General features: G+C 65.1%; 22 protein-coding genes and 2 pseudogenes. 8 read left to right on the plus strand and 16 right to left on the minus strand.

Going from position 1 to position 25,832, the window contains the following annotated elements:
* The first annotated feature begins 75 nt into the window (after positions 1–75).
* The gene (locus ACYVLT_RS31970) at positions 76–303 is read left to right on the plus strand and encodes a DNA-binding protein (RefSeq protein ID WP_461123863.1); all 228 of its coding nucleotides are present in this window, start codon (positions 76–78) and stop codon (positions 301–303) included.
* 60 nt (positions 304–363) lie between these two features.
* Here the strand turns inward: ACYVLT_RS31970 and ACYVLT_RS31975 are convergent, their stop codons facing one another.
* A complete protein-coding gene (locus ACYVLT_RS31975; protein ID WP_461123864.1) occupies positions 364–687 on the minus strand; it encodes a hypothetical protein in 324 nt (107 codons plus the stop codon).
* Positions 684–1,253 (minus strand): bifunctional DNA primase/polymerase, encoded by a 570-nt coding sequence (locus ACYVLT_RS31980; protein WP_461123865.1) that lies wholly within the window; start codon positions 1,251–1,253, stop codon positions 684–686. Before ACYVLT_RS31980 ends, ACYVLT_RS31975 begins: the two co-directional genes overlap by 4 nt.
* Positions 1,254–1,731: 478 nt before the next feature.
* Between ACYVLT_RS31980 and ACYVLT_RS31985 the strand changes: the two genes are divergently transcribed.
* From ACYVLT_RS31985 to ACYVLT_RS32005, 5 genes are all read left to right on the plus strand, one after another.
* On the plus strand, positions 1,732–3,066 hold the full coding sequence (locus ACYVLT_RS31985; RefSeq protein ID WP_461123866.1) for a helix-turn-helix domain-containing protein: 1,335 nt from the start codon (positions 1,732–1,734) through the stop codon (positions 3,064–3,066).
* Positions 3,047–3,784 carry a bifunctional diaminohydroxyphosphoribosylaminopyrimidine deaminase/5-amino-6-(5-phosphoribosylamino)uracil reductase RibD gene (ribD, locus tag ACYVLT_RS31990; protein ID WP_461123867.1) on the plus strand — a complete coding sequence of 246 codons (738 nt, stop codon included), beginning with the start codon at positions 3,047–3,049 and terminating at the stop codon, positions 3,782–3,784. Before ACYVLT_RS31985 ends, ribD begins: the two co-directional genes overlap by 20 nt.
* A 210-nt stretch (positions 3,785–3,994) precedes the next feature.
* Positions 3,995–4,525 (plus strand): MobC family plasmid mobilization relaxosome protein, encoded by a 531-nt coding sequence (locus tag ACYVLT_RS31995; RefSeq protein WP_461123868.1) that lies wholly within the window; start codon positions 3,995–3,997, stop codon positions 4,523–4,525.
* 6 nt (positions 4,526–4,531) lie between these two features.
* On the plus strand, positions 4,532–6,130 hold the full coding sequence (locus tag ACYVLT_RS32000; protein ID WP_461123869.1) for a relaxase/mobilization nuclease domain-containing protein: 1,599 nt from the start codon (positions 4,532–4,534) through the stop codon (positions 6,128–6,130).
* A gap of 173 nt (positions 6,131–6,303) precedes the next feature.
* Positions 6,304–6,498: a hypothetical protein gene (locus ACYVLT_RS32005; protein ID WP_461123870.1), complete on the plus strand. Its 195-nt coding sequence runs from the start codon at positions 6,304–6,306 to the stop codon at positions 6,496–6,498.
* A 2,080-nt stretch (positions 6,499–8,578) separates the two neighbouring features.
* Here the strand turns inward: ACYVLT_RS32005 and ACYVLT_RS32010 are convergent.
* The 13 genes and pseudogenes from ACYVLT_RS32010 to ACYVLT_RS32070 all read right to left on the minus strand — a co-directional run bounded on the left by ACYVLT_RS32010 (position 8,579) and on the right by ACYVLT_RS32070 (position 21,420).
* A complete protein-coding gene (locus tag ACYVLT_RS32010) occupies positions 8,579–9,997 on the minus strand; it encodes a hypothetical protein (protein WP_461123871.1) in 1,419 nt (472 codons plus the stop codon).
* Positions 9,987–10,820, minus strand: coding sequence for a serine/threonine-protein kinase (locus ACYVLT_RS32015; RefSeq protein ID WP_461123872.1), 834 nt, complete (start codon positions 10,818–10,820; stop codon positions 9,987–9,989). Before ACYVLT_RS32015 ends, ACYVLT_RS32010 begins: the two co-directional genes overlap by 11 nt.
* A gap of 67 nt (positions 10,821–10,887) precedes the next feature.
* Positions 10,888–11,625, minus strand: coding sequence for a DUF2637 domain-containing protein (locus tag ACYVLT_RS32020; protein WP_461123873.1), 738 nt, complete (start codon positions 11,623–11,625; stop codon positions 10,888–10,890).
* Positions 11,622–12,263, minus strand: a complete 642-nt coding sequence (locus ACYVLT_RS32025) for a helix-turn-helix domain-containing protein (protein ID WP_461123874.1) — start codon at positions 12,261–12,263, stop codon at positions 11,622–11,624. The genes ACYVLT_RS32020 and ACYVLT_RS32025 overlap by 4 nt, the downstream gene beginning before the upstream one ends.
* Positions 12,260–12,676, minus strand: coding sequence for a hypothetical protein (locus ACYVLT_RS32030; RefSeq protein ID WP_461123875.1), 417 nt, complete (start codon positions 12,674–12,676; stop codon positions 12,260–12,262). Before ACYVLT_RS32030 ends, ACYVLT_RS32025 begins: the two co-directional genes overlap by 4 nt.
* Before the next feature lie 251 nt (positions 12,677–12,927).
* Positions 12,928–13,077, minus strand: a complete 150-nt coding sequence (locus ACYVLT_RS32035; protein WP_461123876.1) for a hypothetical protein — start codon at positions 13,075–13,077, stop codon at positions 12,928–12,930.
* A gap of 282 nt (positions 13,078–13,359) precedes the next feature.
* Positions 13,360–14,205, minus strand: a complete 846-nt coding sequence (locus ACYVLT_RS32040; RefSeq protein ID WP_461124165.1) for an IS630 family transposase — start codon at positions 14,203–14,205, stop codon at positions 13,360–13,362.
* Positions 14,206–15,268: pseudogene (locus ACYVLT_RS32045) on the minus strand (IS630 family transposase); the annotation flags it as partial.
* A 106-nt stretch (positions 15,269–15,374) separates the two neighbouring features.
* Positions 15,375–15,533, minus strand: a pseudogene (locus ACYVLT_RS32050) (DapH/DapD/GlmU-related protein); the annotation flags it as partial.
* Positions 15,534–15,990: 457 nt separating this feature from the next.
* Positions 15,991–16,569, minus strand: coding sequence for a histidine phosphatase family protein (locus ACYVLT_RS32055; RefSeq protein ID WP_461123877.1), 579 nt, complete (start codon positions 16,567–16,569; stop codon positions 15,991–15,993).
* Between the two features lie 21 nt (positions 16,570–16,590).
* Entirely contained in the window at positions 16,591–17,520 is a 930-nt protein-coding gene (locus ACYVLT_RS32060) for an alpha/beta hydrolase (protein WP_461123878.1), read from the minus strand.
* On the minus strand, positions 17,517–18,623 hold the full coding sequence (locus tag ACYVLT_RS32065; protein WP_461123879.1) for a hypothetical protein: 1,107 nt from the start codon (positions 18,621–18,623) through the stop codon (positions 17,517–17,519). The genes ACYVLT_RS32060 and ACYVLT_RS32065 overlap by 4 nt, the downstream gene beginning before the upstream one ends.
* On the minus strand, positions 18,616–21,420 hold the full coding sequence (locus ACYVLT_RS32070) for an AfsR/SARP family transcriptional regulator (RefSeq protein ID WP_461123880.1): 2,805 nt from the start codon (positions 21,418–21,420) through the stop codon (positions 18,616–18,618). The genes ACYVLT_RS32065 and ACYVLT_RS32070 overlap by 8 nt, the downstream gene beginning before the upstream one ends.
* Positions 21,421–21,800: 380 nt before the next feature.
* On the opposite strand from ACYVLT_RS32070, the gene ACYVLT_RS32075 reads away from it, so the two are divergent.
* The gene (locus ACYVLT_RS32075) at positions 21,801–22,076 is read left to right on the plus strand and encodes a hypothetical protein (RefSeq protein ID WP_461123881.1); all 276 of its coding nucleotides are present in this window, start codon (positions 21,801–21,803) and stop codon (positions 22,074–22,076) included.
* Positions 22,077–22,148: 72 nt separating this feature from the next.
* Positions 22,149–22,391 carry a zinc-binding dehydrogenase gene (locus ACYVLT_RS32080; protein WP_461123882.1) on the plus strand — a complete coding sequence of 81 codons (243 nt, stop codon included), beginning with the start codon at positions 22,149–22,151 and terminating at the stop codon, positions 22,389–22,391.
* Here the strand turns inward: ACYVLT_RS32080 and ACYVLT_RS32085 are convergent.
* Complete coding sequence (locus tag ACYVLT_RS32085; protein ID WP_461123883.1) at positions 22,388–25,771, minus strand: wHTH domain-containing protein; 3,384 nt, start codon at positions 25,769–25,771, stop codon at positions 22,388–22,390. The genes ACYVLT_RS32080 and ACYVLT_RS32085 overlap by 4 nt on opposite strands.
* Positions 25,772–25,832 lie beyond the last annotated feature (61 nt).

Raw genomic sequence — 25,832 nt, forward strand, 5'->3', positions numbered from 1 at the left:
CGTCGGTTCGCTTGACAGACAGACGAGGGTCGACGCACACTCGAATGGACTACAACGAATCGGGGGGTTCGTTACATGACCAGGCAAAACAAGGATGCATGGCACCCGACGCTCGACGAGGTCAGGCGCTGGCCCGCGACAGTGAACGTGGCGAAGGCGGCGAGCGCGTTTGGCATCTCGCGCAGTCATGCTTACGAGTTGATCGCGACCAGGAAGTTCCCGGCCAAGGTGATCAAACTGCGCACCACCTACCGGGTGATCACCGCGTCGATCGTCCGAGCCTTGTCCGCCGAGGCTGCTTAGACACCAGCAGGAGGTGGCCCCGTCGATCGGGACCACCTCCTGCTGACGGGCGGACTGGGGCTACTGAAGGCTTCCGTCCGCGCCGTCCAGCCACACGACGTGCACTCGTACACCCCTGGATCGCGAGCTGATCTCGAAGAGCTTCCGCGCGTTCTCCGGGCTCTGGGACCTCAGTGAGAAGTCGCCCTCCACGGAGTTGACGTCGGCGCGGTCGGGGTAAGCCAAGCCGTAGGCCGCGACCCTGGCGTCCACTCGATCCCCGTACTCCTCGACGAGGGCGAACAACCGCGGGGCCTCCTGCTCGGCGAGTTCTCGCATGACGTCGGCGAACTCTTCCTGACCCCACTGCGCCTCGACTACCGGGCGCTCGTCCAGCTCGGTCATGCGGCAGCCTTCCCAACACTCCGCAGCAGGGCATCGAACTCGTCCGCCAGGAGCAGGACGTTGCCTGCTTCTTCGGGCGTGACCAGCCACATCGCCTGGGTCTCGCCGATGGAGGCCGGAGGCAGCGGAAGCGTCGTGCCCTCCGCCATGACCCGCACCTCGTCGCGGACCAGTGCCAACGGACAGGGCGGCTTCACGAGGAAGTAGGCCATCGGCATCCCAGGGATGGCGAACACCGGCGTGGGGTGGGTCGCGAACCAGCGGTGATCGAGCACCGCCTCGACCAACGACTCGTGGACCGTGACCGCGCCCAACGTCGGCCCGGTCACGGCAAGCACCGTCGGGGCGTGCAGGCCGGGGGTCGACCACCACTGGCGGACCATGTCGAGATCCGCGGTCGCGGTCTCGATCGGCCGCAACACGATCTTGTCTGCGGGCTCACCCGACACCGGGTCGACGAACTTGCCGTTCCGCCACACCGCTCCGGGTATGACCGGCCAGCCCATCTCGGCGTACGCCAGCGCGGCCGTCATCGGATCGGTGATCTCCGGGGTGGCTTTCGGCACGGTCGGTCCTCTCTTCTTGCTGGGGAACGTCGAGGCCAGTCCGTCGGGACTCGGGTACGACTTCGAACAAGTCCTCGAACTGCATCGGTGCCAGCGCGATCAGTGCGCCGCCGATGAACGCAGGACCGGGCTGAAGTTCGCCGCTCTTGACCCGCTTGACGGTCGAGCGGTTGAGTCCCATTGCGCCGGCCAGGCGGTAGTCGGAGCTGAAGCCGGCGAGCTGCGCCGCTTTCGCGAAGGACTTGGCGCGGAGCCTGACGGTGTACGACGTCGGCGCGGCCGTCACAGTCGTCCGCCCTCCTCGTCGTACGGCCTCATTGAGCGGCTACCAGCGCCAGAGATGCCGCAGGTCATGGGGGCACTTCCTGACTGATCACCTGGCGCCGGTGCCGGAATCAGCGTCGCTGTTAGACCGATCGGGCGGAGTCGCCGCCAGAGGGGCCATATAGGCCAGAGGGGGCCGGGGGAGGTGGCCACAATGGTGACGTTCCACCTCCTCGGCAGTCAGGATGGCGACATGCACGGGCCGACGAGCATCGGTGCGCTCCTGCGCCGCCTCCGCGAGGAGACCGGTCGCTCGCAGAGCGAGCAGGCCGATGACCTATCCGTGCGTGCCGGCCGTGCGGTCACCCGGAACGAGGTGTCCCGCTGGGAATCCGAGAAACGCCTGGTGACGCCCTACTGGCAGCAGCACTATGCGAGCGGCTTCGGAATTCCGGTGGAAGTGCTCGCACGGGCGGTCGCTGCCACCAAAGCGCAGCGCCGCCTCGCCAGGCGGGCTGAGGACTCGTCCGGAGGGGACAGCGTGGAGCGGCGTGAATTCATGGGAACTCTGGCCGGATTAGCAGCGGCTTCCCTCCCAGGCTTCCTGTCCCCGCGGTCTGGTGGCCGTGCCGCGGTAGATCCCGAGGTCATCGACCACTTCGTCTCGCTCAGGGACGCCTTGGTGTCGGCGGACAGTCTCCTCGGACCCGGTGACCTAGTGCGGTCAGCGGGAGAGCAGGTTGGCAACATCGCCAAGCTGTACGAACGGATCGAGTCGGGGTCGCGCGGACGCCTGTTCGAGATCGGTGCCTTGTTCGCCGAGTTCTGCGGCTGGCTCGCCGACGACCTGGGCAACTTCGACGCGGGCAAAGGCTGGTCGAGCCGGGCACTTGAGTGGGCTCACTCGTCCGGTAATCCCAACATCGCGGCCTACGTCCTCATGCGGATGAGCCAGCAGGCCCAATTCCTCGGCGAACGCGCCCGAGCCATCACGCTCGCCCAGGCGTCCATCCGCTACGAAGCCTGGGTGTCCAGCCCACAGGTACGGGCGGCCATCCATCAGCAGGCCGCGCACGCGAGCGCGTTGGACGGCAACGAGCACGCAGCCATGACCTACATCGACCGTGCTGAGGCCCTCTCCGAGGCCACCGCACCAGCGCTCGACCCGTACTCGTTGGCGAGCTACTGCACATCCAGTTACGTGTCAGTGCAGCGTGCGGCCGTCTACGGCACCCTCGGCAACCACGAACGTGCTCTCGCCGAGTACGACCATGTCATGAGCCAGTGGCCCAGGTCCTTCCACCGCGAACGCGGCCTGCACCTCGCCCGCAGGACAGCTGTCGCAGCACGGGCGGGTCTCCCCGAAGCAGCGCTGGAGAGCGGCGTAGAAGCGCTCAGGATCGCCCAGGACACCCAGTCGCACCGCACGGTCCGAGAGTTGGCGACGAGCGCCAAGATCATGCAGTCGTGGAAGGCGCACCCGAGCGTCGACGAGTTCATCCGAGCGGTGAGGAACGAAGGGGATCCGAATGGGCACGCTGAGCGTTGACGAGCTGGTCGGCCGAGCCGAATGGGACTCGTTGACCCAGACGCACCGGCGCCCGTTCGTGGTCTACAAGTTCGCCGCCACCCTCGACGGCCGCATCGCCGCCGAGGACGGCACCAGCCAGTGGATCACCAGCCCGGAGAGCCGAGCCGAGGTCCACCTCCTCCGGGCGGGCTGCGACGCCACCGTGGTCGGCTCAGGTACCCAGCAAGCCGACAACCCCAACCTGGCCGTGCGCGGCAACGACGACCCGCGCCTGGACCTGTCCATCGTGAACGACCCGAAGCGCCAACCGCTTCGCGTCGTGATCGACAGCAACGCCAAGACCCCAGCCGACGCGAACGTCTGCAACGACGCCGCGCCCACGCTCATCGTCGTAGCCGAGGACGCCGATGCGTCACACCTCGACGGCGTGGTGGACGTGCTGAAGGTCAAGCGCGCGGACAAGGGCCTCGACCTGCCATCCGTCCTGGCGGGCCTCCACGACCGCGGCGTGCGGGCGATCTTCCTCGAAGGTGGCCCCACGCTCGCCGGCAGCTTCATCGCTCAAGGCTTGGTCGACCGCGTGGTGAACTACGTGGCCCCCGCCCTGCTCGGCTCCGGCAAGAGCGGCTTGGAGAACGCGGGCATCCACAGCATGGCCGGAATCCTCCGCCTAGAGCTGCTCGACGTAGCCCGTTCGGGGAGCGACGTTCGTCTAGTGGCCCGTCCGGTCAGATAGCCACCCCACCGCCACCGGGCCGGAGGCAAGATGTGCCTTCGGCTAGCTGCGCTAACCGAAGGCGGAAACACCAGGTCACCAGCCGTGCACGTATGCGGCACGGCTTGGCGCGAGCGTAGGGTCGCGGCGTGGGACGCGGCGCGTCGGGGGATTGCGTCGAACGCCCCGACGGTCCGGGGGGACCTCATGCGCCACAGCGAGGACGACCGCGTGCAATTGGCTGGCGACTGGCCAGTCGATGATCCCGACATCACCGGATCGCTACCGGACACCTCTGGGCAGGAGAGGCTGGCGTCGCTGCCGACCCTGATCGGCCACGGCGGGCACTTGGCACCCATTCCCGGTGGACGTCGACGGCAACTGCTGCTGCGGTTCACCGCCGCCGAGCTGGCCGAAGTCACCCGCCGCGCCGCCGTCTACGGGGTGGCTCCGGCGGCGTTCGCGCACATCACCGCGAGGTTCTTCGAGCCCACCGCCCGCGCGCTGCGGCGGCTGCGGCCGCCGATGAGTCGGCAGGACGCGGTCGCCCTGGCGGCGGACCTGGTGCCGCTGCGCCGGACGCTGTCAGGGATCGGCACCAACCTCAACCAGCTCGCCCGCGCCGCCAACGCTGGCGACCAGGTCAGCGCGGCGCAGCTCACGGCCGCGGTCGACTACCTGGCGCACGTGCTCGCGCGGGTCGAGGACTGGCTGGACCGGCTCGACCCCGACCGGGTCGTGCATCGGCGCGGCACCCGGTGAGCCGAGATGCTGCCCAAGCTGCTGCCGCGCCACTCCAACCTGCGCGAGACCGTCCGGTATCTGTTCGCCGTCGGCGGCCGCACGGTGCACACCGACCCGCACATCGTCGCCGCGTGGGATGACGACCTGCTGCACCCCGAGGTCGCCCGCCCCAACGACCAGGGCGCGGAATGGGAGACCGTACTGCGGGAGATCATCACGCAGCTCGACGCACCGCGCCGCCTGCGGCGCAAGACCGTGGCGGCCGGGCACGTGCTGCACGTGCCGATCTCCGCGCACCGCGACGACGGTCTGCTCGGCGACCAGCGGTGGCGCGAGCTCGCGGGCGAGTTCGTCGTTCGGCTGGGGTTGGAGCGGTGCAGGTGGATCGCCGTGCACCACGGCACCTCCAAGGCGGGCAACGACCACATCCACTTGGTGGTGCAGCTGGTCGACGAGGACGGCAAGGTCGCGCGGCTGTCGCATAGCAAGCGCAAGGCCCGCGCGTGGGCGCAGGAGGTCGAACAGCGGCTGGGCCTGGTGCGCACCGGCGCGACCGGCACCGGCGCCCGCGAGCTGACCCGTGCCGAACACGAACGCGCCGACCGCACCGGTGTCGAGCCGCAACGGCGCACCCTGGAACGGCGGGTGCGGGCCGCGGCCGCCGGGTCGACCGGGCCGGGGGAGTTCGTTGACGTCCTCGCGCTCGCTGGGGTGCGGGTGACGCCGTCGACAGGCGACGACTCGGGCGCGCGGCGGGTGACCGGTTACCGGGTCGCTCTGGCCGAAGACCAGGTGCTCGATGGCGGCCCGGCCCTGCATCTGGGCGGCGGGCAGTTGGCCCGCGACCTGACGCTACCCGAGCTGGTCGACAGGTGGGGACGCACCCGCACCGTCTTGGCCGACGACAAGGGAACCGACCATCCGGACGTGGTGGTCGACGTCGGCGACCCGGCGGCGTGGGCGCCGACGTCGACCAAGCCGACGCGGGGCGGCGACGCGTGGTGGGCGATGGCCAAGGTGCTCGTGATCACCGCGACCGGGCTGCTGGACCGCCTCGACCTCGACGACCCGGTCCACCGCCACGTCGCGGTGGAGCAGGCCGCGCAGTTGACCTCGGTGCTCGCGCTGCGCTGGCCCGCCGACCCGGCCGACGAACACCAGCAGCGGGTGGCCGACGCGGTGCGCCGCGCGGCCGACGACCTCGCCGCTGCGACCCGGCTGTGGCACCCCTCACCGACGCGCCGCCCGCCTCGACCTCGCCCGCTGCTGCCGGTCCTGGCCAAGCTCGCGGTGCGCCTGGTGCGCCTGGTGCGCCTGGTGCGCACCGGCGACGCAGAACTGGCCCTGGCCCTGCTGGTCCTGGCCGCACTTGCGATGCTGGTCATCGCCCTGTCCGACCGCATCACCGGGACAGGCGAACCACGGCCACCACGCGGCGAACCCGGCGCGCACCTGCGCGCGGCCGCCGATCACCTGCGCCCCTATCGGCACCGCACCACCGCCGCTCCGGCGGCGCGGCTGGTTGACGACGTCGAACGGCGGCTCGACCCGTCGAAGGCCCGGCTGTCCGGACGTTCGGTGCCAGAGATGGGCGCGCGTCGTCGTGCCGGTCCGACCCGGTGACCACGGCGTGCGAGTGACACGCCCGATCACCCCATCGAGTTGCGTAAGCAAGGCCCTAGGGGAGATCCTTGCGGAGCCTGAATTGGCACGTCTCCACCGACGACCTTCGCGGCAGGAGCCGATCCGGATCACCGGAGAGGTTCTCCCCTGCCAACAACACGAGGTGGAAGAACATGCCGGACGGGCAGAACGAACCGCACGACCGCGCTCAGGAGCCGCAGCAGGACCGCGGTAAGGCCAACCGGGACACCCCCGCGAGGCTCCCTGAACGCAAGAAGCGCCCGAACCGCTGGCAGGCGGCGCGGACGCTCCTCAGCGTCGTAGGGTTCATCGCACGGATCGCCCTGTGGTTCCTGCTCGACCAGTAGTCACCACAGGCTGATCACCCTGAGGGGCCGTGCCGGTAGGTCGTTCAGACCTCCGGTGCGGTCCCTCACCCTTTGGCAGCTCATCGGCACACTATCGCGATAGTCTGCCGATGGCGCTGTGACAAGTGTGAGACACACGAGACTCATAGTCAATCTGGCGAGGACACGCCACCCGGCTGACCAGCAAAAACGTGTCTGATGTCGTTAGACTCTGTCTCACCTTCGGGAGGCTCGATCAGCCGTACCAAGCTCGGGGATGGTGTCGCGCGGCGTAGGCGCAGCCGGGTCCGTGTGAAGCTGTTGGCCGCCCCATGAGGTCTAGGCGTTGCAGGGAACACCCAGGACGGCCTGGACGCGGGCCGGGCCCGCAGCGTGCGACTCGGATGTTCGCCGGTGATGACTGAGCAGGCCCAGCATGCCTGCCTGCTGCAGAATGCATCGGAGAACACTGCCTGGCCGATGCGGGTCCGCTGGGCGGATGCTGCGCCTCAGGTCCCCTGTCGCTCGTGGTTGGTCTGCTCTGCAGGGTTCACCAGGTCGGCTTCGATCACACAACCTCGCCCGTGTGGGTGACCGTTAGTGCCGAGGGTTGTGCAGATCCGACTCCGTCTTCGCGGCACCCAGTTGCTACTCGGCAGTGAGGTAGATCATCCGTTGGCGACGCCCACCGAGTCGAAATCCCGCTCTGGTACGCAGCAGTCGTCAGGTGCGAGCCAGTGGACAGGGGACGGGCCGGTGCGACGGCCAAGGCGTTGTCCCAGCATCCGCGCGGTTGAGGCGAGGGTCAGCGGCAGAAAACCTGACCCCACCCACGATGCTGCGGCGCAACCTCTTGATTGTGCCCGTCGAGATCGTTCTTGAGTCGCCGCCCGCGCCAGCGGGCACCGGACTGCCGGGGGCTTTCCTGATGCGGTACTCCGAGCCGCAGGTCACTATGGGAGCGGAGTTCTTCACTTCGCTGAACCTGGTTAGGACGGCGGCGGTCTTGACTGTCAGAAAGAGGCACTCTTGCACTTATCTTGCTCATCGATCAGTCGAGCCGATGAGTGCACCGCTGGACAGTTCGCCTGCCGCTTTATGTGTTGCACGAGTGACTATCGGTAGTAATCTCGCCTAAGCGATCGGCTCTGTCCGGTGAGCGCGCGTGACTTGCATTACTCCTTACGGGTGCAATAATCGCGAAGCGGCCCTCCTGCGCGCGCTATAGAGTATTCTCGATGAGTTGTAGTCTGCTTGGCTGTGTAAAGGGGTTTGCGGTGTCGGTGTCGGTAAAGGCTAGGTCGAATGTCACGGCAGCATTCGAACGAGAAGCCGATATGCTCCCTGCGCTGCGCGATTACGCACAACGAATGACCAATTCTAGTGTAACGGGGGAACGGTGGTCTGTGATATTCGAAGTGCAGGCAACTAGCGGTGTGGTCGATGTGGTGTACGTTCTGTTCGATGGACATGCTTTGATGGAGAGGCGTACTTATCAGTTGGAGCCAATAACTGATCGATATGAAGTGCGTACGTTCGCGGCGTTGCAAGCGCTTGGTGGAAATTTGGTTCCAGTGGTTGACACGGCAGTAAAGGTAGGGCTTTCTGTTTCGGGTCTGCGTAGAGGGCCGCTGGCTAGACTAGAGGCCAATGGACATGTCGTGAGTGAACAGAAAGGAGCCCGGATTTCGGCGACATGGCGATATAGACTGCCGGTAATGAAGTTGATTGCTGTGGAGGCCAAGAGAGCTGACTGGAGGCGTGCAGCAGCGCAAGCGAGCCGGCATACTGCTTTCGCTGATGCTTCCTTCTTGGCGGTACCACCCACGGTTGGTGTACGTGCGGTAGCACAGTCTCGCATAATCACTAATGCGCAGTTGGGCGTATTGTCTGTCGACCCGGATAGTCGTCAGGTGACTTGTTTGGCCTCCGCTCCATTTCCGTCTCGGACAACGAGAAGTGCGTTGGCGCGCATGTACGTCGCAGAGCAAGTTTTGGGTGTCGCTTGGACTGGTCGCGTTTCTGGCCCTGTCCAGCAGGTTTTCGGGAAAATGTTGACAGTTTCCACAGGGCGGGACCCACGATTTTGAAGGAATGTTGGTCAGAGTACTGATTGCCATGAAGCTAGATGTTTCGGCATCGATCCCGCCTCGAAGGCTATGTCCTTGATTGCCTTCTTGTATAGGCGCTGAGCTGAGGTCACGTGAGTTTTCGCCACTTTCGTTCGCGCTGCGGGTATATTCGAATTGCGCGGCGTGGGCATGAGGGAAGTCAGTCTCGCCACCTCTAGAACGTGATGGCTGGCTTGCAATATCGGCCAGGGGTATCCATTCCCGGCAATAGCACAAAATTTGCACAGGCACGGGCTTACATGCGAAAGCCTCACGAGACTTTCGTGTTCATCACGGAGGATGGTATGTAGAAGTTCTCCTTCAAGGAACCTCGCCTTAATGTTTGGTGTAGGGCCGCCTCGTTGTGTTGTAGTGAAGGCGCGGGCTTCGGCATAAATGCCAGTTCCGAAGCCGGTGGATCCCCAAGACAACGTCAGCCAGCCGGTGAGGTCGGTATTAGGAAATATAAGTCTTATCCCCTCTGAAACGGCAACCTCGCACATCTCTTTGTATCCGATCAGAAGAGCCGGGTCTACGGGTTGCGCAGCAGTATCGAGGCGTGGCCACAAAACCCTTACGAAGACGAGGCTGGGGCCGTATTCGATCAGTCTCTCGAGCAAGTTATCGCGTTTCGCGGGGTTGGTTACCCAACTAGTTCCCAATGTCAGATTGAGGGCGCTTGGTTCACCCTTGGAAACTTGGCCCGCGGTCGATTCCGCTTGTCTAATAGCGGTGTCTAGTTCAAGCTGAATGTCGTCACCTGCGAGATATCGACCAGGTGAAAGAATTATATTCGCTCCTGCTGCGCGCTGAGCGGCGATGACCTCTGCTATCCACGCATCTTCGTTATTGCTGGTGAGGGTTCCATGCTGCTGATACGGCCATCTTAGATTCTTCGGTGCCGCAGGTGATCGGCCTGGGACATTATCGTGGGATGCAAAGGCCACAGGATCCGCTATACGCAATGCCGCTGGACTGCAGCTCGCGAGAAATGCATCTCCATTGCTTGGGCCGATACGAATTAGCGAGGTGCTGGCAGCTAGGTTAATAGTGCTTCCGTACTGACGAGAAATCATCCTGAGAATCGGTGGAATCAAATTGAAATCCCGATGCGGTCTCGTCAGCAACAGGACGGGGAACCCTGTATTGATGGCGTTCTGGGCGGACGGTGGAGCGGCGTATGTTCCGTCATCCTCAAGGGCCTCACCGATCGAAATCTCGGTCTGTGTTTCGCCGAACTCTTCGGCCAACTCCTCAGGGAATTCAGAGTCGTATTTGGCATCTTCCTCGCCATCGGCGGAAAAGAGACCGGTTTGAGGATCAAAATTGACGCCTAGGGGACCGTAGGCGCTTGACTCATCTTGTTCCTCATTGAAGTCTTTACCCGACACGCCTGCATCACCGACCATTCAGTATAGCTAGTGCGGATCGCGCGGAACCACGCTGAGATTTTCTGAACGACAGCAGTTTTGTAATTACTTTTTGTACAGGCTCCGGGAGAGACGGCGGTAGCGTTACGGCAAGCTTTTCTTGCGCAGCTATCCATTGAGTTCGATCACGTATTAGGTGTGGTTTCCAGTAAGGATGCATTCCGATGACAGCTTCTGCTGTCACCACGCCAATCGCCCAAAGATCGGCGCCGTTCCGGGCACGGTCGCCAAGTACCTGCTCTGGCGCCATGTATGGCGGACTACCGATAGGCATTGGATATTCTGTGAGACTGGAGGCATCCAGTGGCTTTACCAGTCCTAGGTCGAGCAATACAGGCTCGGTCAGTGAGCCCTGTCGAAGGGCTATGTTGCCGGGTTTGATGTCACGATGCACAACGTGTGCGTCGTGAAGTGCTTGAGCTGCTTCAAGCAATCCTCTAAGTAGGTCAAATGTTTCTGCTGCTGTCGCTTGGTAACTATGACGAAGTGCGTGCTGCAAGTCACCGCCAGGAACGTATTCGAAACGGAGTAACTGACGTAGTTCTCCTCTGATTGTTAGCTCCGTGTGCTCCAAGAAGCTGACGACGCGCGGATGGTGAATTCGACGAAGTCCGTCTACTTCTCGGTCGACTCGTTCTGCGGGGAATCCATCGGAGTAGATGATCTTGCACGCCGTATCGGTACCGTCGGGTTGGCGTATTCTCCATGTTTCTCCGAATGCGCCGGTTCCGAGATATTCAATATTTTGCCGATCGACGCCGAATGCCTCGGCGATTGTGTTGTCGTCGTACTGTCGTCCCACTTCGCTCCTCGTCGCTACGTTGCCAATCGCTCCGCTCTACAGGATAGCCCCTTCTGGGTGATATGGGTCACATCCTGTTAACTGTGACCTTCGTTGGGTCGACCTCTCGTTGCACTGTTGTCGTCGGCAAGTGCCTCGGTGCTACACACTGCCCTGTACCAGCACGAGTCTTCGATGAGTGAGCTTCGGGTTTGGTCATTGCCAGAAGCGCAACACCGGAGATGACCATGAGGCCGTCTAGAACGAGTGGACCGACGGCGGCTGCTAGCGGGCCGTAGTGCCAGGCCAGTAGGAGGTCGCGAAGGTGTCGGTAGGAGATGACGGCTGAGCCGAGGGCCACGGTGCCGGTGCCGCCGAAGCGGGCGAGGGTCCATTGCCAGCCCTTCGGCCAGTGGATGCGCGAGAGAACTTCGACGGAGAGCAGAAGGCCGATGGGCCAGACCGCGGCTCCGATCTGGGGTGCCAGTCCTGGTGACCAGCCGGCGGGGTGGTGTTCGGCTGGTAGCCAGGTGTGGAGGACGTTGGCGGCGATCGACATGAACGAGCCGAAGACGAAGCCTGCCCAGGCGATCAGGCGGCCGTCCGTGGTTCGGGCTGGTGGAGTGGCAGGCGAGGGTGGTGTGGAGGTGTCGCCAGGGCTGGTGTCCTCCGCCGCCAACTCCGCCAGGGCCTTGCGGACAGCGTGATCTGTGGCGCCGGTGAGGCGTACCAGCGTGGGGCGGCCCGGTGGTGGTTCGCCTGCTGCTCGCGCCGTTTCGAGGACTTGGCGGATCTGGGTGACGAGTTCCGGGTCGGGCGCGGTCACTGGGCCGCCTCCCCAGCTCCGATGGCTCGTGGGTGGCAGCGGGCGCAGAGGACCGATCGGGTTCGGTCTTCGTCCAGCCAGATGACGCGGGCCGAGATCGGGTCGGAGTCGCGGGCGTCGCATTCGCCGCAGGGCGGCCTGGGCGAGCGCGCTTCGGGCGCGGGCTCGCGCGAAGGACGGTTCTCTGGAGGGTTAAGGACGGTTCGGGGGCGAGTGCTGCCCCTCGTGAAGCCGTTCCTTGCCGGTCGTAGCCGCGTTATTTGCCCCTCGTGCTGGTCAACGGGCGGCAATGCTCGCAGGCCGTGGTGATGGGTGTCTTCAGGTTCGGTGAAAGGGCGGAGGGCCAGGTCGTAGCCGTTCGGCCTGCGGTCGGCCCTCTTGATGTGCGCGGCGATGACGGCCGGGTCCGAGGGGCAGATCAGGTTGAGGGCCTGGAGGCTGCGGAGAGCTGAGCGGACGGTGCGCTCCGAGAGGCGCGTGTAGTGGATCAGCTTCTCGATGCTGGGGAAGGCGTGGCGGCCGTTCGGGTCCGCGTGGTTCGCCAGGCCGATCAGCACGGCCGCCAGGCTGGCGGCGTCCCCGCGGTCGCGGGGGATCGGTGCGTCGTTGAGCGCCCAGCCGATCGCTTCAATGCTCACCAGGACACCTCCCCGGCGAGGAGGTGGAGGGTGGTCGCCTCGGCGTCGGTGAGGCCGAGGGTGCCGGTGGTGATACGCAGGTGCGTCTGGCGGACGATCCACTCGTGGAAGCCGGTCTTGGCTTCGAGGCCGGTCATCGCCATCGCTGCCCCCATCTCGGGCCACGAGGTGGCGTTGCGCGTGCGCAACAGGTCGGCGACTGCACACCAGCGACCGGAGATGGCCTCTTGGGCGATGCGGGTGCTGTAGGCCAGTTCGGCGAACAGGTCGTCGGCGGTCGGAGTGCTGCCCTCGACATGGGTGGCCAGGGCGGTGCGGAGTCGCGCCGACGACCAGTGCTCAACCAGTTCGCCGAGCGGCTGGTGCGGGATGTCGTCGGGCGTGCGAATAGAGGAGTGGGTAGGTGTCGACATTGGTCGGGCCTCCGTCGCGCCCGTCTCACAGTCGTCTCACGGACTGCTCGGACGGGGCGGGATCGGAGGCCCTGACCTGGACTGCCTAACGGACGCTCACCAGCTCGAACGGACCAGGCGGACCGTGTGGGCTGACCTTCTCGCCGCTACGGATCAGAAGGTTGCAGGTTCGAATCCTGCCGAGCGCGCACTGGTCAGAGCCCCTGTGGAGAATCTTCCACAGGGGCTCTGACCGCATTTGTGACCGCAGTTCACTTCTCGGCGGGCTCGTCGAAGAGCACGCCCATCCGGTTGACCGCATCCTGCTGGACGCTCTCGATCACCTCGATGTACGTGCCGGTCGTCACACTGATCGAACTGTGCCGCAGGATCCGCTGCACCGTCGCCGCGTCGCCGCCCACGGCGAAGAAGCTGCGTGGTGGCCTTGATCGGCGGTCTGAGGGCGGTCGGACTCATCGAGGTCGGCTTCGGAGACCGTATGTCAACGCGGTCGGTCAGGACGTGGAGCCTGGTCGACCAGGTGCGGATGGGTGAGTCGGTGGCGAAGCCGGTCTTGGGGCGGGCTCGGGCGTTGCGCCAGCGGATGTAGGCGGCGGTGGCGGCGTTCTGTTCGTCATGGGTGAGGTGGTCGGTGCCGTTGAGGGCGAAGTAGCGCAACGCGGTGAACTCGGCCTCGATCCAGTTCAGCCAGGAGCTGTAGGTCGGCAGGAACACCAGTCGACGTCGTTGTCGTCGGCCCACGTCCGGACGTCGGCGTGCCGGTGCGGGGAGAAGTTGTCCATGACGAGGTAGAGCCTGCCGTCGGGCCAGCGGCTGCGAAGGGTTTTGAGCAGGTCGAGAAACTCTCGGTGCCGTTTGCGGCGGCGGATGCGGTAGTGGATCCGCCCGGTGGTCAGGTCGAGTGCGGCGAGCATGTGCATCACGCCGTGCCGGCGGTTGTAGGTGGCCCGTAATCGTCGCGGTGACCTGGCAGGTCGCCACGCTTTGCCCTTGCGGGGCTGGAGGTTGAGTGGTTCGAACTCGTCCAGGCAGATCACCCTGCCGTTCTCGGGTGGGTGGTCGTAGAGGTCGAGGATGCGGTGCATCTTCGCCACGAAGTCGGGATCGGTGAAGGACTTCCAGGTGCTGGTGGTCTGCCAGGACACCCCGCCGTCGTGCAGGATGCGGCGCAGGGTCTCCCGGCTGATGGCCACGACGGTGCCGCGGTCGATCAGATGGGCGCGCAGCTTCGCGAGCGACCAGGTGGAGAACGCGGTGATGTTCCAGTCGGCGGGCGAGGTCCGGGCGATCAGGCAGATCCGTTGCCGGACCGCCTCACCGATCGTCCTCGGTCGCCCGCCGCTCCATTTTGGGTCCAGTGCCGCGAACCCCCGCTCGTTGAACGCGTGGATCACATCACGCACGTAGTCGGCGCTGACCTGCATCAACGATGTGATGTCAGGGACCGCCTGCCCCTGGGCCGACATCAGCACCACGATCGCCCGACGCAACCGCACCGGGTCCTTCGCGGTCCGACCGATCCTGGCCATACAAAATCGGGCGATTGACTCCAGGATCTCCTCGGCGGTCTTGGTCCACAGGAACGGGCGGGGATTGGCGTTCCAGTCGGCGATCCAGGCCCGGATGTCGCGTTCCAGCGCTTGGACGCTGCGATGCGCCCCGCGGGTGATCATCTGGTCGGTGAGGAAGCCGAACCAACGCTCGACCTGGTTGATCCAGGAGGAGCCGGTGGGGGTGAAGTGCACGTGGAACCTCGGGTGCGCGGCCAGCCACTTCCTGATCGCCGGGGTCTTGTGGGTGCCGTAGTTGTCGCAGACCAGGTGCACGTCCAACTCCGCCGGCACCGTCTTGTCGATCGTGGTCAGAACTTGCGGAACTCCGTGGCGCGGTGCTGGCGGTGCAACTGGCCGATGACCGTCCCGTCGGCGACGTTGAACGCGGCGAACAGGCTGGTGATGCCGTTGCGGTGGTAGTCGTGGGTGCGACGCTCGGGCATGCCCGGCATCATCGGCAGTACCGGCTGGGAGCGGTCCAGTGCCTGGATCTGGGACTTCTCGTCCACGCATAGCACCACCGCCCGCTCGGGCGGGTTGTGGTAGAGGCCGACGACGTCGACGACCTTCTCCACGAACAACGGGTCGGTGGACAGCTTGAAGGTCTCGGCGCGGTGCGGTTTGAGGCCGAAGTCGCGCCAGATCCGGCCGATGGTCGACGCGCTCAGGCCGGTGCGTTCGGCCATCGAGGTGCGCGACCAGTGCGTGGCGTTGCGGGGAATCTCCTCCAGCGTCGCCACGATCACCTCCTCGACCCGGTCCAACGGGATCGACGGAGGACGGCCCGGCCGCGCCTCGTCGGCCAGGCCGTCCAAGCGGTGCTTGAGAAATTTCGTGCGCCACTTGGTGACCGTCGTCGGATGGACCCTTAGGTCCTCGGCGATCTGCTTGTTGGGCAAGCCATCCGCGCACGCCAGCACGATCCTGCACCGCTGCGCCAACACCTACGACGACTTCGCCCGACGCGCCACCGCAGCAGCGTCTCGCGCTCCTGCTCGCTCAACCTCACCTCGGCGGGCGGCCGTCCGATCCGTGTCATCCAGCCACACTAGACTTAGCAGGCGGATTTCCGGCGGAGGACACTAGGAAGCCGGAAGGTCGGGCGGGTACGAATTGGATGCCGAGGGTGTAGAAGTCAGCGTTTCTCTCTTACCGATCAAAGTGGCCGGTACTCCACCGACCACCGTGTTCGGCGCGACGTCCTTGGTGACTACCGCGCCTGCCCCGACGACCGCGCCATCACCGATGTGCACCCCTGCCACCACGGTGACGTGCGCGCCTAACCACACGTCCGCGCCGATGACGATGGGCCTCAGGTCGTGTCCCTGGTCACGGATGAGTCGCCTGCTCTCCGCGAACCGGTGGTTCCCGCTGTTAATCACAGTATAAGGCCCGATGAGCGCGGCGTCGCCGATCGTGACCGACGCGGGAGCCGTGATGCTTACACCGCGGTTAATGAACACGTTCCGTCCTACTCGTACGTTGCGCGGGTAGTGCATCACGACGTCCGGGAAGACGCACAATTCCCGACCGCAGGACGCCAGCGAGGTCTCGTAGAACCACGAACGGACGATTAGGTCCAGTCCCACAGAGGATCTCCGTGACAAGCGATTCTGGCGGATGTGCCATTCGGCAGAGCCGACGCGGACGTGACCGACGGGACTTCTCATGTACAGCCACTCGCACCGCCTGGCCAACTGGAGAAGATGGTACAGTGGTGCATTGTCGGACCCGTTCTCGCGTTCGAATGAGGCAATCTCTTTACGCATCCGGTGGGACAATCTTGTTGATCCGGATCGGTTCGAGTTGCGGGATCGAATATAGATAAATGTCCTGGACGGCGATGCAGCCGACGAGATTCTGTGTGGTCCGTATCCAACCGTTGTGGCTCACAACCAGAATCTTTTCTGGTTCGTCCTGTGTCGCCAGAAAGTTCACGAATTCGATGATCCGGTTCCGCATCTCGGTGAAGGTTTCACCACCAGGTGGCGTGTACCTGGCGTCCATGTGTCCACTGACGAAGGCTTCGGGTGATCTTTCTCGGACCTCCGCTACGCGCATGCCCTCCCACTGGCCGAGCGATCTTTCGCGAAGTCGATCGTCGATGACAATCGACTCGTCCGGAAAGATGGCACGAGCGGTTTCCGTCGCTCGTGAAAGCGGCGAGGCGTATGCTCGGTGGAATTCTTTTCGCAGCTTGCTGCCAATCGACTTCGCCAACTGGAGGCTTTCCGGGTTGGCCGGTACGTCGAGCGACCCCATGAAGGTTCCGGATTGATTGGACTTCGTCTCCGCATGGCGCAGTGCCCATAGGCCGACAAAGGATCCCGACACGTCCATCCTATCCTGCTTTCCTCGACCTCAGGCGTACAGACGATCGTGAATCGCCGCGGCTACCTTGCTCACCGCGTCAGCCGCACGAGCGATGCTCTTGGTCTGCATGGCGAAGCCGTGCATCTGATCTTCGTAGTGCCAGTGGTCGACCTCGATCCCGGCCCCACGTAGGCTCGCGGCGAACGCGATGCCCTCATCCCGCAAGGGGTCGAATTCGGCGGTGAGCAGGAGGGTCGGCGGCAAACCATCCAGCGTCGCTCGCATCGGGAACAGGTAAGGATCGTCTCGTGACCAGTCTGCGGGCAGGTAGTTGTGCCATGCCCATTCCATGAACTTGCGGTCAAGGGAGTAACCCCGGCCGCGTTCGAGATAGGAGCCCGTCGCCGAAGTGATATAGTCCGTTACCGGGTACATCAACACTAGTTGCCTGAAGTCCGGTCCTCCTTCGTCCCGCGACAGGAGCGCGACACCGATTGCCAGGGTGCCGCCGGAGCTGTCCCCCGCGAGGCACAGGCGCCGCGCGTCGACGCCGAGTTCCCCGGCGTTCTCCGCGATCCACTTCGTTGCCGTATACGCATCCAGGAGCGGATTCGGGTACTTGGCCTCAGGCGACCGTCGAAAATCGACCGATAGCACACTGCACGACGATTGCTCGGCAATCAGCGCGCAGAGCCGGTCATGGGTATCGAGGTCGTTGACCGTCCAGCCCCCGCCGTGGAAGAAGATCACCGCTGGCGCTTCGGCCGCGGTCCCTGTGGAGTACTTGCGCACCGCGATCGGACCTGCGGGGCCAGGGGATTCCCTATTCTCCGTGATCACAGTGGTATCGAATTCGGAGATGAAGGCTGCTCGCATGCGAGTCCGGGCCTGCTCGATCGTCAGTTCGTAGACGGGCGGGAGGCCACTGCGTGCGGCGCCGTCGAGGAGTGCCTGCGCTTGTGGGTCGAGCGAGGTCATTTGTTTCCTTCCCAAAAGTACGAGTAGATCTGTGTCAACTCATCTTCGACGGTCCCGGGGCAGGACTTGAGAACCTGACCGATGGCGTATTCACGATCGAAATTTCGTATGCTCATCCCCCCAGCCGATCGCAAGCTCTCGGATCGGCTCAATCTCTTGCCGGAAACCAGCAGCGAGTCGGGTAGGTATTCGATCGATACGTCGGTTCCGGTACTGCGGACACCCAGGCCGTGTGGCGTCAACAACCGGTCACCGTGCTCGGTGCGCACCCCATTGGAACCGCCGTCATGCGCCTCGATCAAGTAGAGCGGTGCGTGCGGCCGGGTGAGCAGGAGGTAACGGGCACTGGCGGCGTCCAGCCATTGACAACCGATTGCCACCGAAGACTGGTCCGGCATGCCGTAGTGTGGCACGGACAGAACCTCACGTTCCACCCCTTCCTCACCGAGCACGAGCCCTGCGATCAGGCGCTGCCGATGCACCTGGTACCCCTGTAGCATCGTGGCAACGCCGTAGAAGCGTTCGGCCATTCGACCGCTCAAATACCGGAGGTAGCGGTTGCCGGGACCGGGCAGGTACGAGACATGGTCGCTGTACCAGTTGTTCTGGCTCGGGTAGAGACCGTTGAACTGGGACTTGAACTCTGCAGTCGATGCGTGCACGACCAGGTACCGGCCCGCTGGCAGTTGTCCTTCTCCGGAAACCTGGGCATAGATGATGAAGTGGTTGCCGGTATTGAAGTTCCACGAGAACGGTGTCTGCTCTTCCCAGGTCTTCCGGGCCGCGCGGACACGACCATGGAACTCCTCTTCACTGCTGATGTCGGTGGATGTCTTGAACAATGCGACACCGCACACGTTCACGGTGGCATCGACTGGAACCATGGGTACGTCGGTATCCCACCGGTAGTGGGCACCCGTGAAGAAGCCGCCGTGCATCCGAAGTACGTTGTGTGGTATGCCTAAATCGACCATCGGTACGATTTCGGCGTCCCGCGATCGACCGGAAATCCGTGATGCCGCCCTGGCCAGCAGCATCTCGGTCGTCCGCAGGTGAGGCAAAATAGCTTCCTGTGTCGCGTCACGAGAGGTTAGCTCACGCATTCAGGTCACCTCTTCGCCTGGCGATAGCCGCACGCTCGATGAGGCCGAGCGAGTCGTAGAGTTCCGCCGCCTTCTCGCGACGTTCGATGGCGAGTCCGTAGTCGCCGAGGTGTTCATGGCAACCTGCCAGAAGCCACTGGTGGTCCGCCTCGTACCGGCGATCTCCGAGCAGGGTAAGCTGCTCCAGTGCATCCGGCCCGGTCAACATCCGTAGAAGATGACCGATTACCGACCTCGAAGGTTGTTGGCTCAACGTTATCTGGGCCTGTTCGAGGTCAATGAGAAAGCGGGCCCTCTTATAGCCGAACTGGTCGGCCTGTGCGCGAGCCGAGGCGAATATTTCAAGCGCCTCGGATGAACGTGCCGATGAGCCACGGGCTATGCAGATCGCCAACCAGCGCAGATTTGCGTTGTGGTTGGCCGGACCAAGGGCCTCGACATCGAGGAGATTCTCCCGCCACAAGTCTTCGGCTTCGGTGTAGTCGCCCTTGGCCAGGAGATACAAGGCGTAGGCGTGTCGATACTCGCCTACACTCCGACTGTCCAGCTCACTTCCGTACCGGCGGATCAGTTCGGTGAGCCTCGGGTTCTGCTTCTCCACCGCGGTCAGGTTCTCCTGCTTGCTGGCGATGTTGATGAAGTAGACCCGGGCGTCGAACTCCTCGGTGTGGTCACTGATTGACTTCGCGGCCTCGGCCCGGAGCAGGTGGATGTTCCGTTCCTCGGACCAGAACCCACGTACGTAGTAGTAGTACCGAGCCTCCCTAGCGATCCGGATTACATCGTGATGTCGACCGGACTCGGCAGCCAGCCAGATGGCGTACTCCAGGTTCTCGCGGGTACCCGGAATGTCCAGCTTGAGCAGCCTCGTCACATCGTGGGGACAGAAGCCGATGCTCGCCGTGAAGTTCGTCCAATAGCGGAAGAAACGGTCCTCTACGTCCGTGACGTCGACAGCGAAGTGACCGGCAAGACGCATGCGGACGAGCGGTTCGGCCGCGTACCAGGGCGATTGGTCGTCGTCACGAGCCTGTCGTGAGAGGAAGCAGAGATTGGTCAGCGACTCGATCGTGTCGGCGAACCGTACGTCGATGCCCGCTACTTCGTGTACGGTTTCGGTCGCGCAGCCGTGTGGAAACAAAGAAGCTGCCAACAGCACCTGCGCCTCGTCGTCGGTCATCTCTTTCCAGCTGGATCTGAACAACTCCTCCAATACAAAGTCCCCACCCAGTCGTTCGGTCGTTGCGCGCGTGCGGGTCCTGGTGATCTCGTCTGCGATCGACCGGAGGCTCCTGCCGCGGCTCCGGTACTGCCCGAGTGCCCACTCGACGAGTTTCGGATTGCCGTACGAGGCTGCCCAGATTTCGGAAATCGCGTCCGAGTCGGCACGCAAATCCCGCAGATTGTGTCGGATCAACAACTGGGCCAGGAATGAATGCCGTTCTTTTTCGCCCAAGCCGCCAACTTCGATCTCGAGGCAGTACTGCTCCACTGCTCGCGGCCGCACGATACTGGTGATCAACACGCGGCTCGGGTACGGCACGGTCGGCAGCCAGTCGATGAGTTCCTGATCGACGATAGTCTCGAAGTTGTCTATGACAATAAGAGCCGGATTCTGCCGCAGCATGCGATTCACTTGTTGGATCTTGCCGGCGTGGGTGGTCGCCGTCAGCTCACGCAATCCCGCTGTCAGCGCGATCTCGTCGAGAACTAAGGGAAGAGTGGTGGACCCTGGTACCTCCTTGTCCGAAACCCATACGATCAACTTGAACGGGTCGGCGGCGGTGGCGATTGCGAAAGCGAACTCCCTGGCCAGGGTCGACTTCCCATTACCGCCGATGCCGACCAGCGAGATGATCGGCAGGCCCGCAGTCAGCGCCTCCTGGATCCTCTTGGTGTGTGGGCGCGGAACGAACGTGAAGTATGTCGGAGCTGGCAGGTTGTGATCGACCGCGGTGTCGAGCCGCGTGCCCGGTGCGGCTCCGGAGGGCTCGACCCTGGTTTCCAGTGCCGGTTCCGACGCCGAGGCGGCTTCGTGCGGAATCGAGTCGTTGCTGGGTGTCATCGTCGCCAGCAATCTCGTCCGGTAGGCGCGGAGATCCTGCGAGGGCTCCGCGCCCAGATCGTCCCGCATCGCGCGCACGGCCGCAGTGAGCGCGTCGTATGCCGACGATGCGCCTTTCAGGTGCTCGACGGCGTGGAGCCTCGCCAGCAACAGCCGCTCGGTGTGCGGCTCGCGGGCAAGTAGACGGTCGGCGGTGCGCAGGACGCTGTCCCACCGTTCGAGCTTGGTCAGCGCTTTGAGCCGGTGTACCTGAACGGCCCAGTGCCAACTGTGCAGCTCTTCGAGCGCAGGCCGTACATCGAGCGCATCGTCGAGGAGTCCGGCACCCGGTGCACCTCGCCACAGTGCCAGTGCTGCGTCGTAGAAGGCGAGTGCTTCGGCGTTCATCCCAGTCCGCAACGCCTGGTCGCCGAGACGTGCCTCTTCCTCGAACCCCTGGATGTCGCTTCGTGCTGCCAGTCGGTAACCGGAACGGTCCGTGACCAGGAACGTGTTGTCCCTCGCCCGCAGCCCGAGCCGGTGCCGCACCCGGGCGACCGTGGTCTCTACCGCGTTCACCGCCACGGCCCCGTGCCACACGGCTTCGTGCAGGTACTGCTTCGACACTCGCTCTCCCCGGTGGAGCGCGAGCACCGTGAGAAGAGCTGCGGACGGGCCGTCGAACTCGACGACGTCGCCATGCTCGTCGGCCCTGTGGGGGGCACCCGTGAAGACGTCTACCGTGCCGAGCACTCTCAACTCCACCGCTGGCCATCCCAACCCGCGCACCTGCGTCGCAGGTACCACGACGATCTTGCCGACCTTCGCTGTCCAGCCACTGTCCAGTGACTGTCTTGCTGCTGTCAGCCCTGGCATCCGACTTGCCGCGATCTAGAACTGCTTTCACTTCTCTGCATCGGAGCTGGCTCGAGAACGTAACAACCGCTGACTGCCTCCAATGATGCCGGCGTATCGCTATCAGGCGCTGAATAGATGACGAGTACTCGACAGATTGCAGATCATTGCTGGTCAGTGCGTTTCGTCAGCCTCGTAAGCACACCAATGGGTGCACCTGGACCCAGGCCAGCCCGTGGCCGTCGACCGACGTCGATCACCGGTGTAGAGGAGGAGACATGGAGCAGCCATACGACCGATCGGCCGATTCTCAGTCGGGTACCACCGAGGTCGAGCGGGCCGACGTCGGCCAAATGTCCACGCGAGTCGGGATCACTCCCGAGGCGAACGGCGATCCCGTCACATGGTTTGGGTTCCTGCACCGCGCGATCGACGACCGGAAGCGATTCATCCGCCTGTGCTTGCTGCTGGTGCTCGCGACTGGAGCGCTGATCGGTCTCGGAGTGCTCGCGCCGGAACTACTGACCTTGATCGTGCAGGGGCTGGCGCGGTGAGGTTCAGGCCGGACGCCAGTCCGGGGATGCGCCATTAGGGGCAATGCTGGCAGCAGGTGGGCCACGAGCAGCGTGAAGCGCCTGGCCGCCAGGCTTCCCGAGACCTCGGACCCGTCGGGAGGGCCGCTCGGTGGGATCGGCGCGGCCGCCCGCGGAAAGGACCGCCTGGCCGACCTCGTGCTGCTCCGCGAGCTCATCGAGGCGGGCGAGGTCACGCCCGTGCTGGACCGCACGTACCCGTTGGCCGAGGCGGCCGCCGCGATCGAGGACGTGCGGCGTGGCCGGGTGCGCGGCCACGCCGTCGTCACGCCCTAGTCACCACCGCGGCCGTAGTAGTTCAGCCGTTTCACCACTTCGGCGATTGGCAGGCCGTTCCTGGACGCGGACGCGATGACGTCGCCGTACCTCACGACGTCCGTCGGCTCCAGCACTTCGCCGGTTCCTTCGTCGACCGGGAAGAGCAACCGGTCGTCGACTCGCGCGTCGGCGGGGAAGGCCTCCGGGACGTCGAATCCCAGCTCGGCCAGCCGCCGGTGGGTTTCGGCCAGTGGTAGGTCGTGGGTGATCGCCGCCTCCATGACCTCGGTGAGCGACACCCGCGCCCCTGGCTCGCGCCACGACCCTGACCCGGTCCAGTAGCGACTCAGCAGCGACATGGTGATCTCGTCCGGCTCCGCGGGCACGCCGGCGGCGTCCGCGACCAACCCCAGCCGCCGGAGCTTCCGCACCGCCTGGGACGCGGGGATGCCGCGAGCGGCGGTGATCCGGGCGAGGTGCCCGGGAGGGACCGCTTCGTCGAGGTCGATCCAACCGTGTGACTCCCGGTCGCCGTCGATCGCCAAGAGGACGTCGTCGCCGTCCGCTGCGGCTTCGGCGGCGATGGCGACCACGTCCTCCGCGACGACGTAACCCTCCTGCCGGGCCCGTGCGGCGGCGGCTTCGACCTCGGACCCGTTCTCGGCCGCGTCGACCAGCAGGTAGGCCGGTTTGTACTCGTCCTCCACCTCCGACACCACCGAGTCGAGCACCGTCCCGAGATCCGGTGGGTCGGGGACGCGGTCGACACCGAGCGCCCGCATCGCCTGCTCCAGCTCCGCCTCGGTCATCCCGAGGCCGGCGGAGGTCACCTCCGCCCGCAGCGCCTCGGTGGAGATCGGGAATAGCCGCCACGTACCGGTCGTGGGGCCACCCATTGTGGCGAGCACTACCTGATCCGAGGGAAGTGCCGGGCGGACCGGCGCGGCGACGTCCAGTTCGGGGCACAACTCCACGAGCCGGTCCAATGCCGGGTTCGGCGCATGGGCGAGCAACCGCCAGAGCAGGACGTGGTCGGCCAGGCCTCCTCGTACGCCGGTCCACGGAGCGCCTTGTTCGGTGAGCAGGTTCGAGAACTGAAGCGATCGGAGGATGCCCACGTCGGCCGGGAAGCACCCGGCCCGCGCCATGTCGACCGCCCGGTCGGCGAGGATCAGCTCATGCCGCCCCCGGACGCACGTCCGGGTGATCATGTCGGCGAGCTGGACGCTGCCGGCGGCCACCCGGCACAGGTATGAGAAGTCGAGCACCGCCTCATCCGCCACCAGTGCGCCCACGGCACGTCGCAGCAGGTCTTCGACCACCGGTGCGACATCGTCCAGCACTTCGGTCCGGTCGACCGACAACCGCTTCGGCGCGAACGGTCCGGACAGGTCGACCACGGCGCCGACCAGGCCGGCGGAGCTCTGCGCGAAGACGCCCGCGCGGACCGACGGGTGCACGACCAAGCCGTCGACCAGGAGCGCGCCGCCGTACTGGCACCAGATCACCCGTGCTCCGGCGGGAGCCTCCGTCCAGGCGACCGTTGCGCCGTGCGCCGTGAGGCCGAACGTCTCGTTGGCTCCCCTGCGGATCTTCAGCTGCCCCGGTGCCCACCGCTCGACGTGCTCACCGTGGTGGACGGAGGTGGCGAACTCGGCGATGGCGAGCAGGCGCCGCAGCACCTCGATGCTCGACAGGCCGTCGTCCCGCAGGTAGAGCCGGACACGCGTGCCGGGCTCGTCACCGCGTTCGGCGCGCTCGACGATCCTGAAGAGATGGTCGGGGCCGTGGATCCCGACCTCCAGCAAGGGACCGGGAAGGCCGTCCCGACCCATCCGGCACGTGGTGACCCGCACCTCGTCGGCAAGCATGAAATAGCTGAGGACGCCGATGCCGAATCGGCTGTTGGGGTACAGCCGCACCGGCGGGTCGAGTCGGTCCCAGGCGCCGCGCTCGTGCCGGAAGTCCGCTTGCCGGGTGAAACGCGCGCCCGCGTTGGAGAACACGCCCCGCAGTTCCGCCTCACCCATGCCGATGCCGTTGTCGGCGCATTCCAGGTAGTGGCGGCCGTCCTCGTCGACATCCTGCGTGAACCGGATCCGACCGTCGTAGGAGTACTTCGCCGGGCCGGTGCGATCGAGGTACTCGGTCCTCGCCGCCCGGTACCGGCACGCGTCGAGCGCGTTCTGGTACAGCTCCCGGATTGCCAGTTCCTCGTCTTTGTAGAGCTGGACGCCCATGAGCAGGTCGCGGATCCGGTGCTCGTCGAGCCGGAACCGCGCCCACCCGGTGAACGCGCCGTCCGCCGGGACCACGCCGGCCGCGGACAACCGCGTAGGCAGGGCCGGCATGGGCTGGGTGATCCGCTCACGTGCCACGCGGTGCACCGCGTGCAGGAAGTCGTCGAGGCGGGCGGTGTGCTCTCGCAGGCCTTCGATGACGGCTTCGTGGTGGCACTGCGCGCGCAGCACTGGTAAGTCGTGGGAACCACCCCAGGACATCTCGTCCAGGGTGCGCCGCAGCGCTCGCGGCTCAACCGGGTGCGGGATGCCCAGGTGCGCGGGCACCACCTCCGGCAAGTCGGCGATCCCGATCGCCGCGCCGTGCGCCAGCGCGGTGATCAGGCAGAGCCGCTGGTCCCGCACGCGTTGGTGCCCGGGACCGCGCACGCGGTCGTCGGACGGCAGCGAGTCGAGGAACTCGGAGTCGCACACCTCGCGCCCGCGGCGCAAGCCGTCGAGCAGGGACACGACCCGGTGCGTCGACAACGCTTCCCCGATGGCGGCCGCACCGATGCGGTGGAGCAGGTCCCGCACCCGTCCGGGAGCGCCGAAGTCGTCGCCCCGCGCCATCCGGCGGTGTGACAGCCACCAGCCGATGGACGGCTCGCTGTCCGGCCGCAGCCGGGCCCGCTTCAGCAGGAAGTCGTGCCCCTCGGCCTGTTCGAGGAGCACCCGTGCGGTGTCCGCGCCCGCGGCCTCGGCGACGAGTTCCGAGCCGTGCACCTGGTGCAGGAAGGGCAGGAGGACGAGGAGGGCGGCCTCGGCGGGGTAGAGGTCGAGGTGGGTGTCGGGATCCGGTTCGCCCACCAGCCACTCGACGCGTTCCAGGAAGCGCAGGGCGAACCCGGGGTCGTGCCAGGGATCGGCGGTGAGCCGGGGCTCGACCCCGTCACGCAGTTCCACCAGGCGGCGGACGCAGTGGTGGACGTGGTGGCGGAACCCGCCCGGATCCCGTTCGGCGGGTACGTGGGTCCACACGGTCGACCCGACAGCCCGGACGACCCACTCGTCGGCGCCGGCGAACACGTCGTGCGGCTGCCCCAGGGCTCCTGCCTGGATCACGTCGCCGAAGACGATGGATCCGCTTATCGAGTTGTTGACCTCACGGTCCGACATGGCTCCAACCTGTCCTGCGGCGGCGTCCGACAAGCATCCCAAAGCGCCCGCAGTAGAGGGC

Source organism: Saccharothrix stipae (assembly GCF_054781895.1).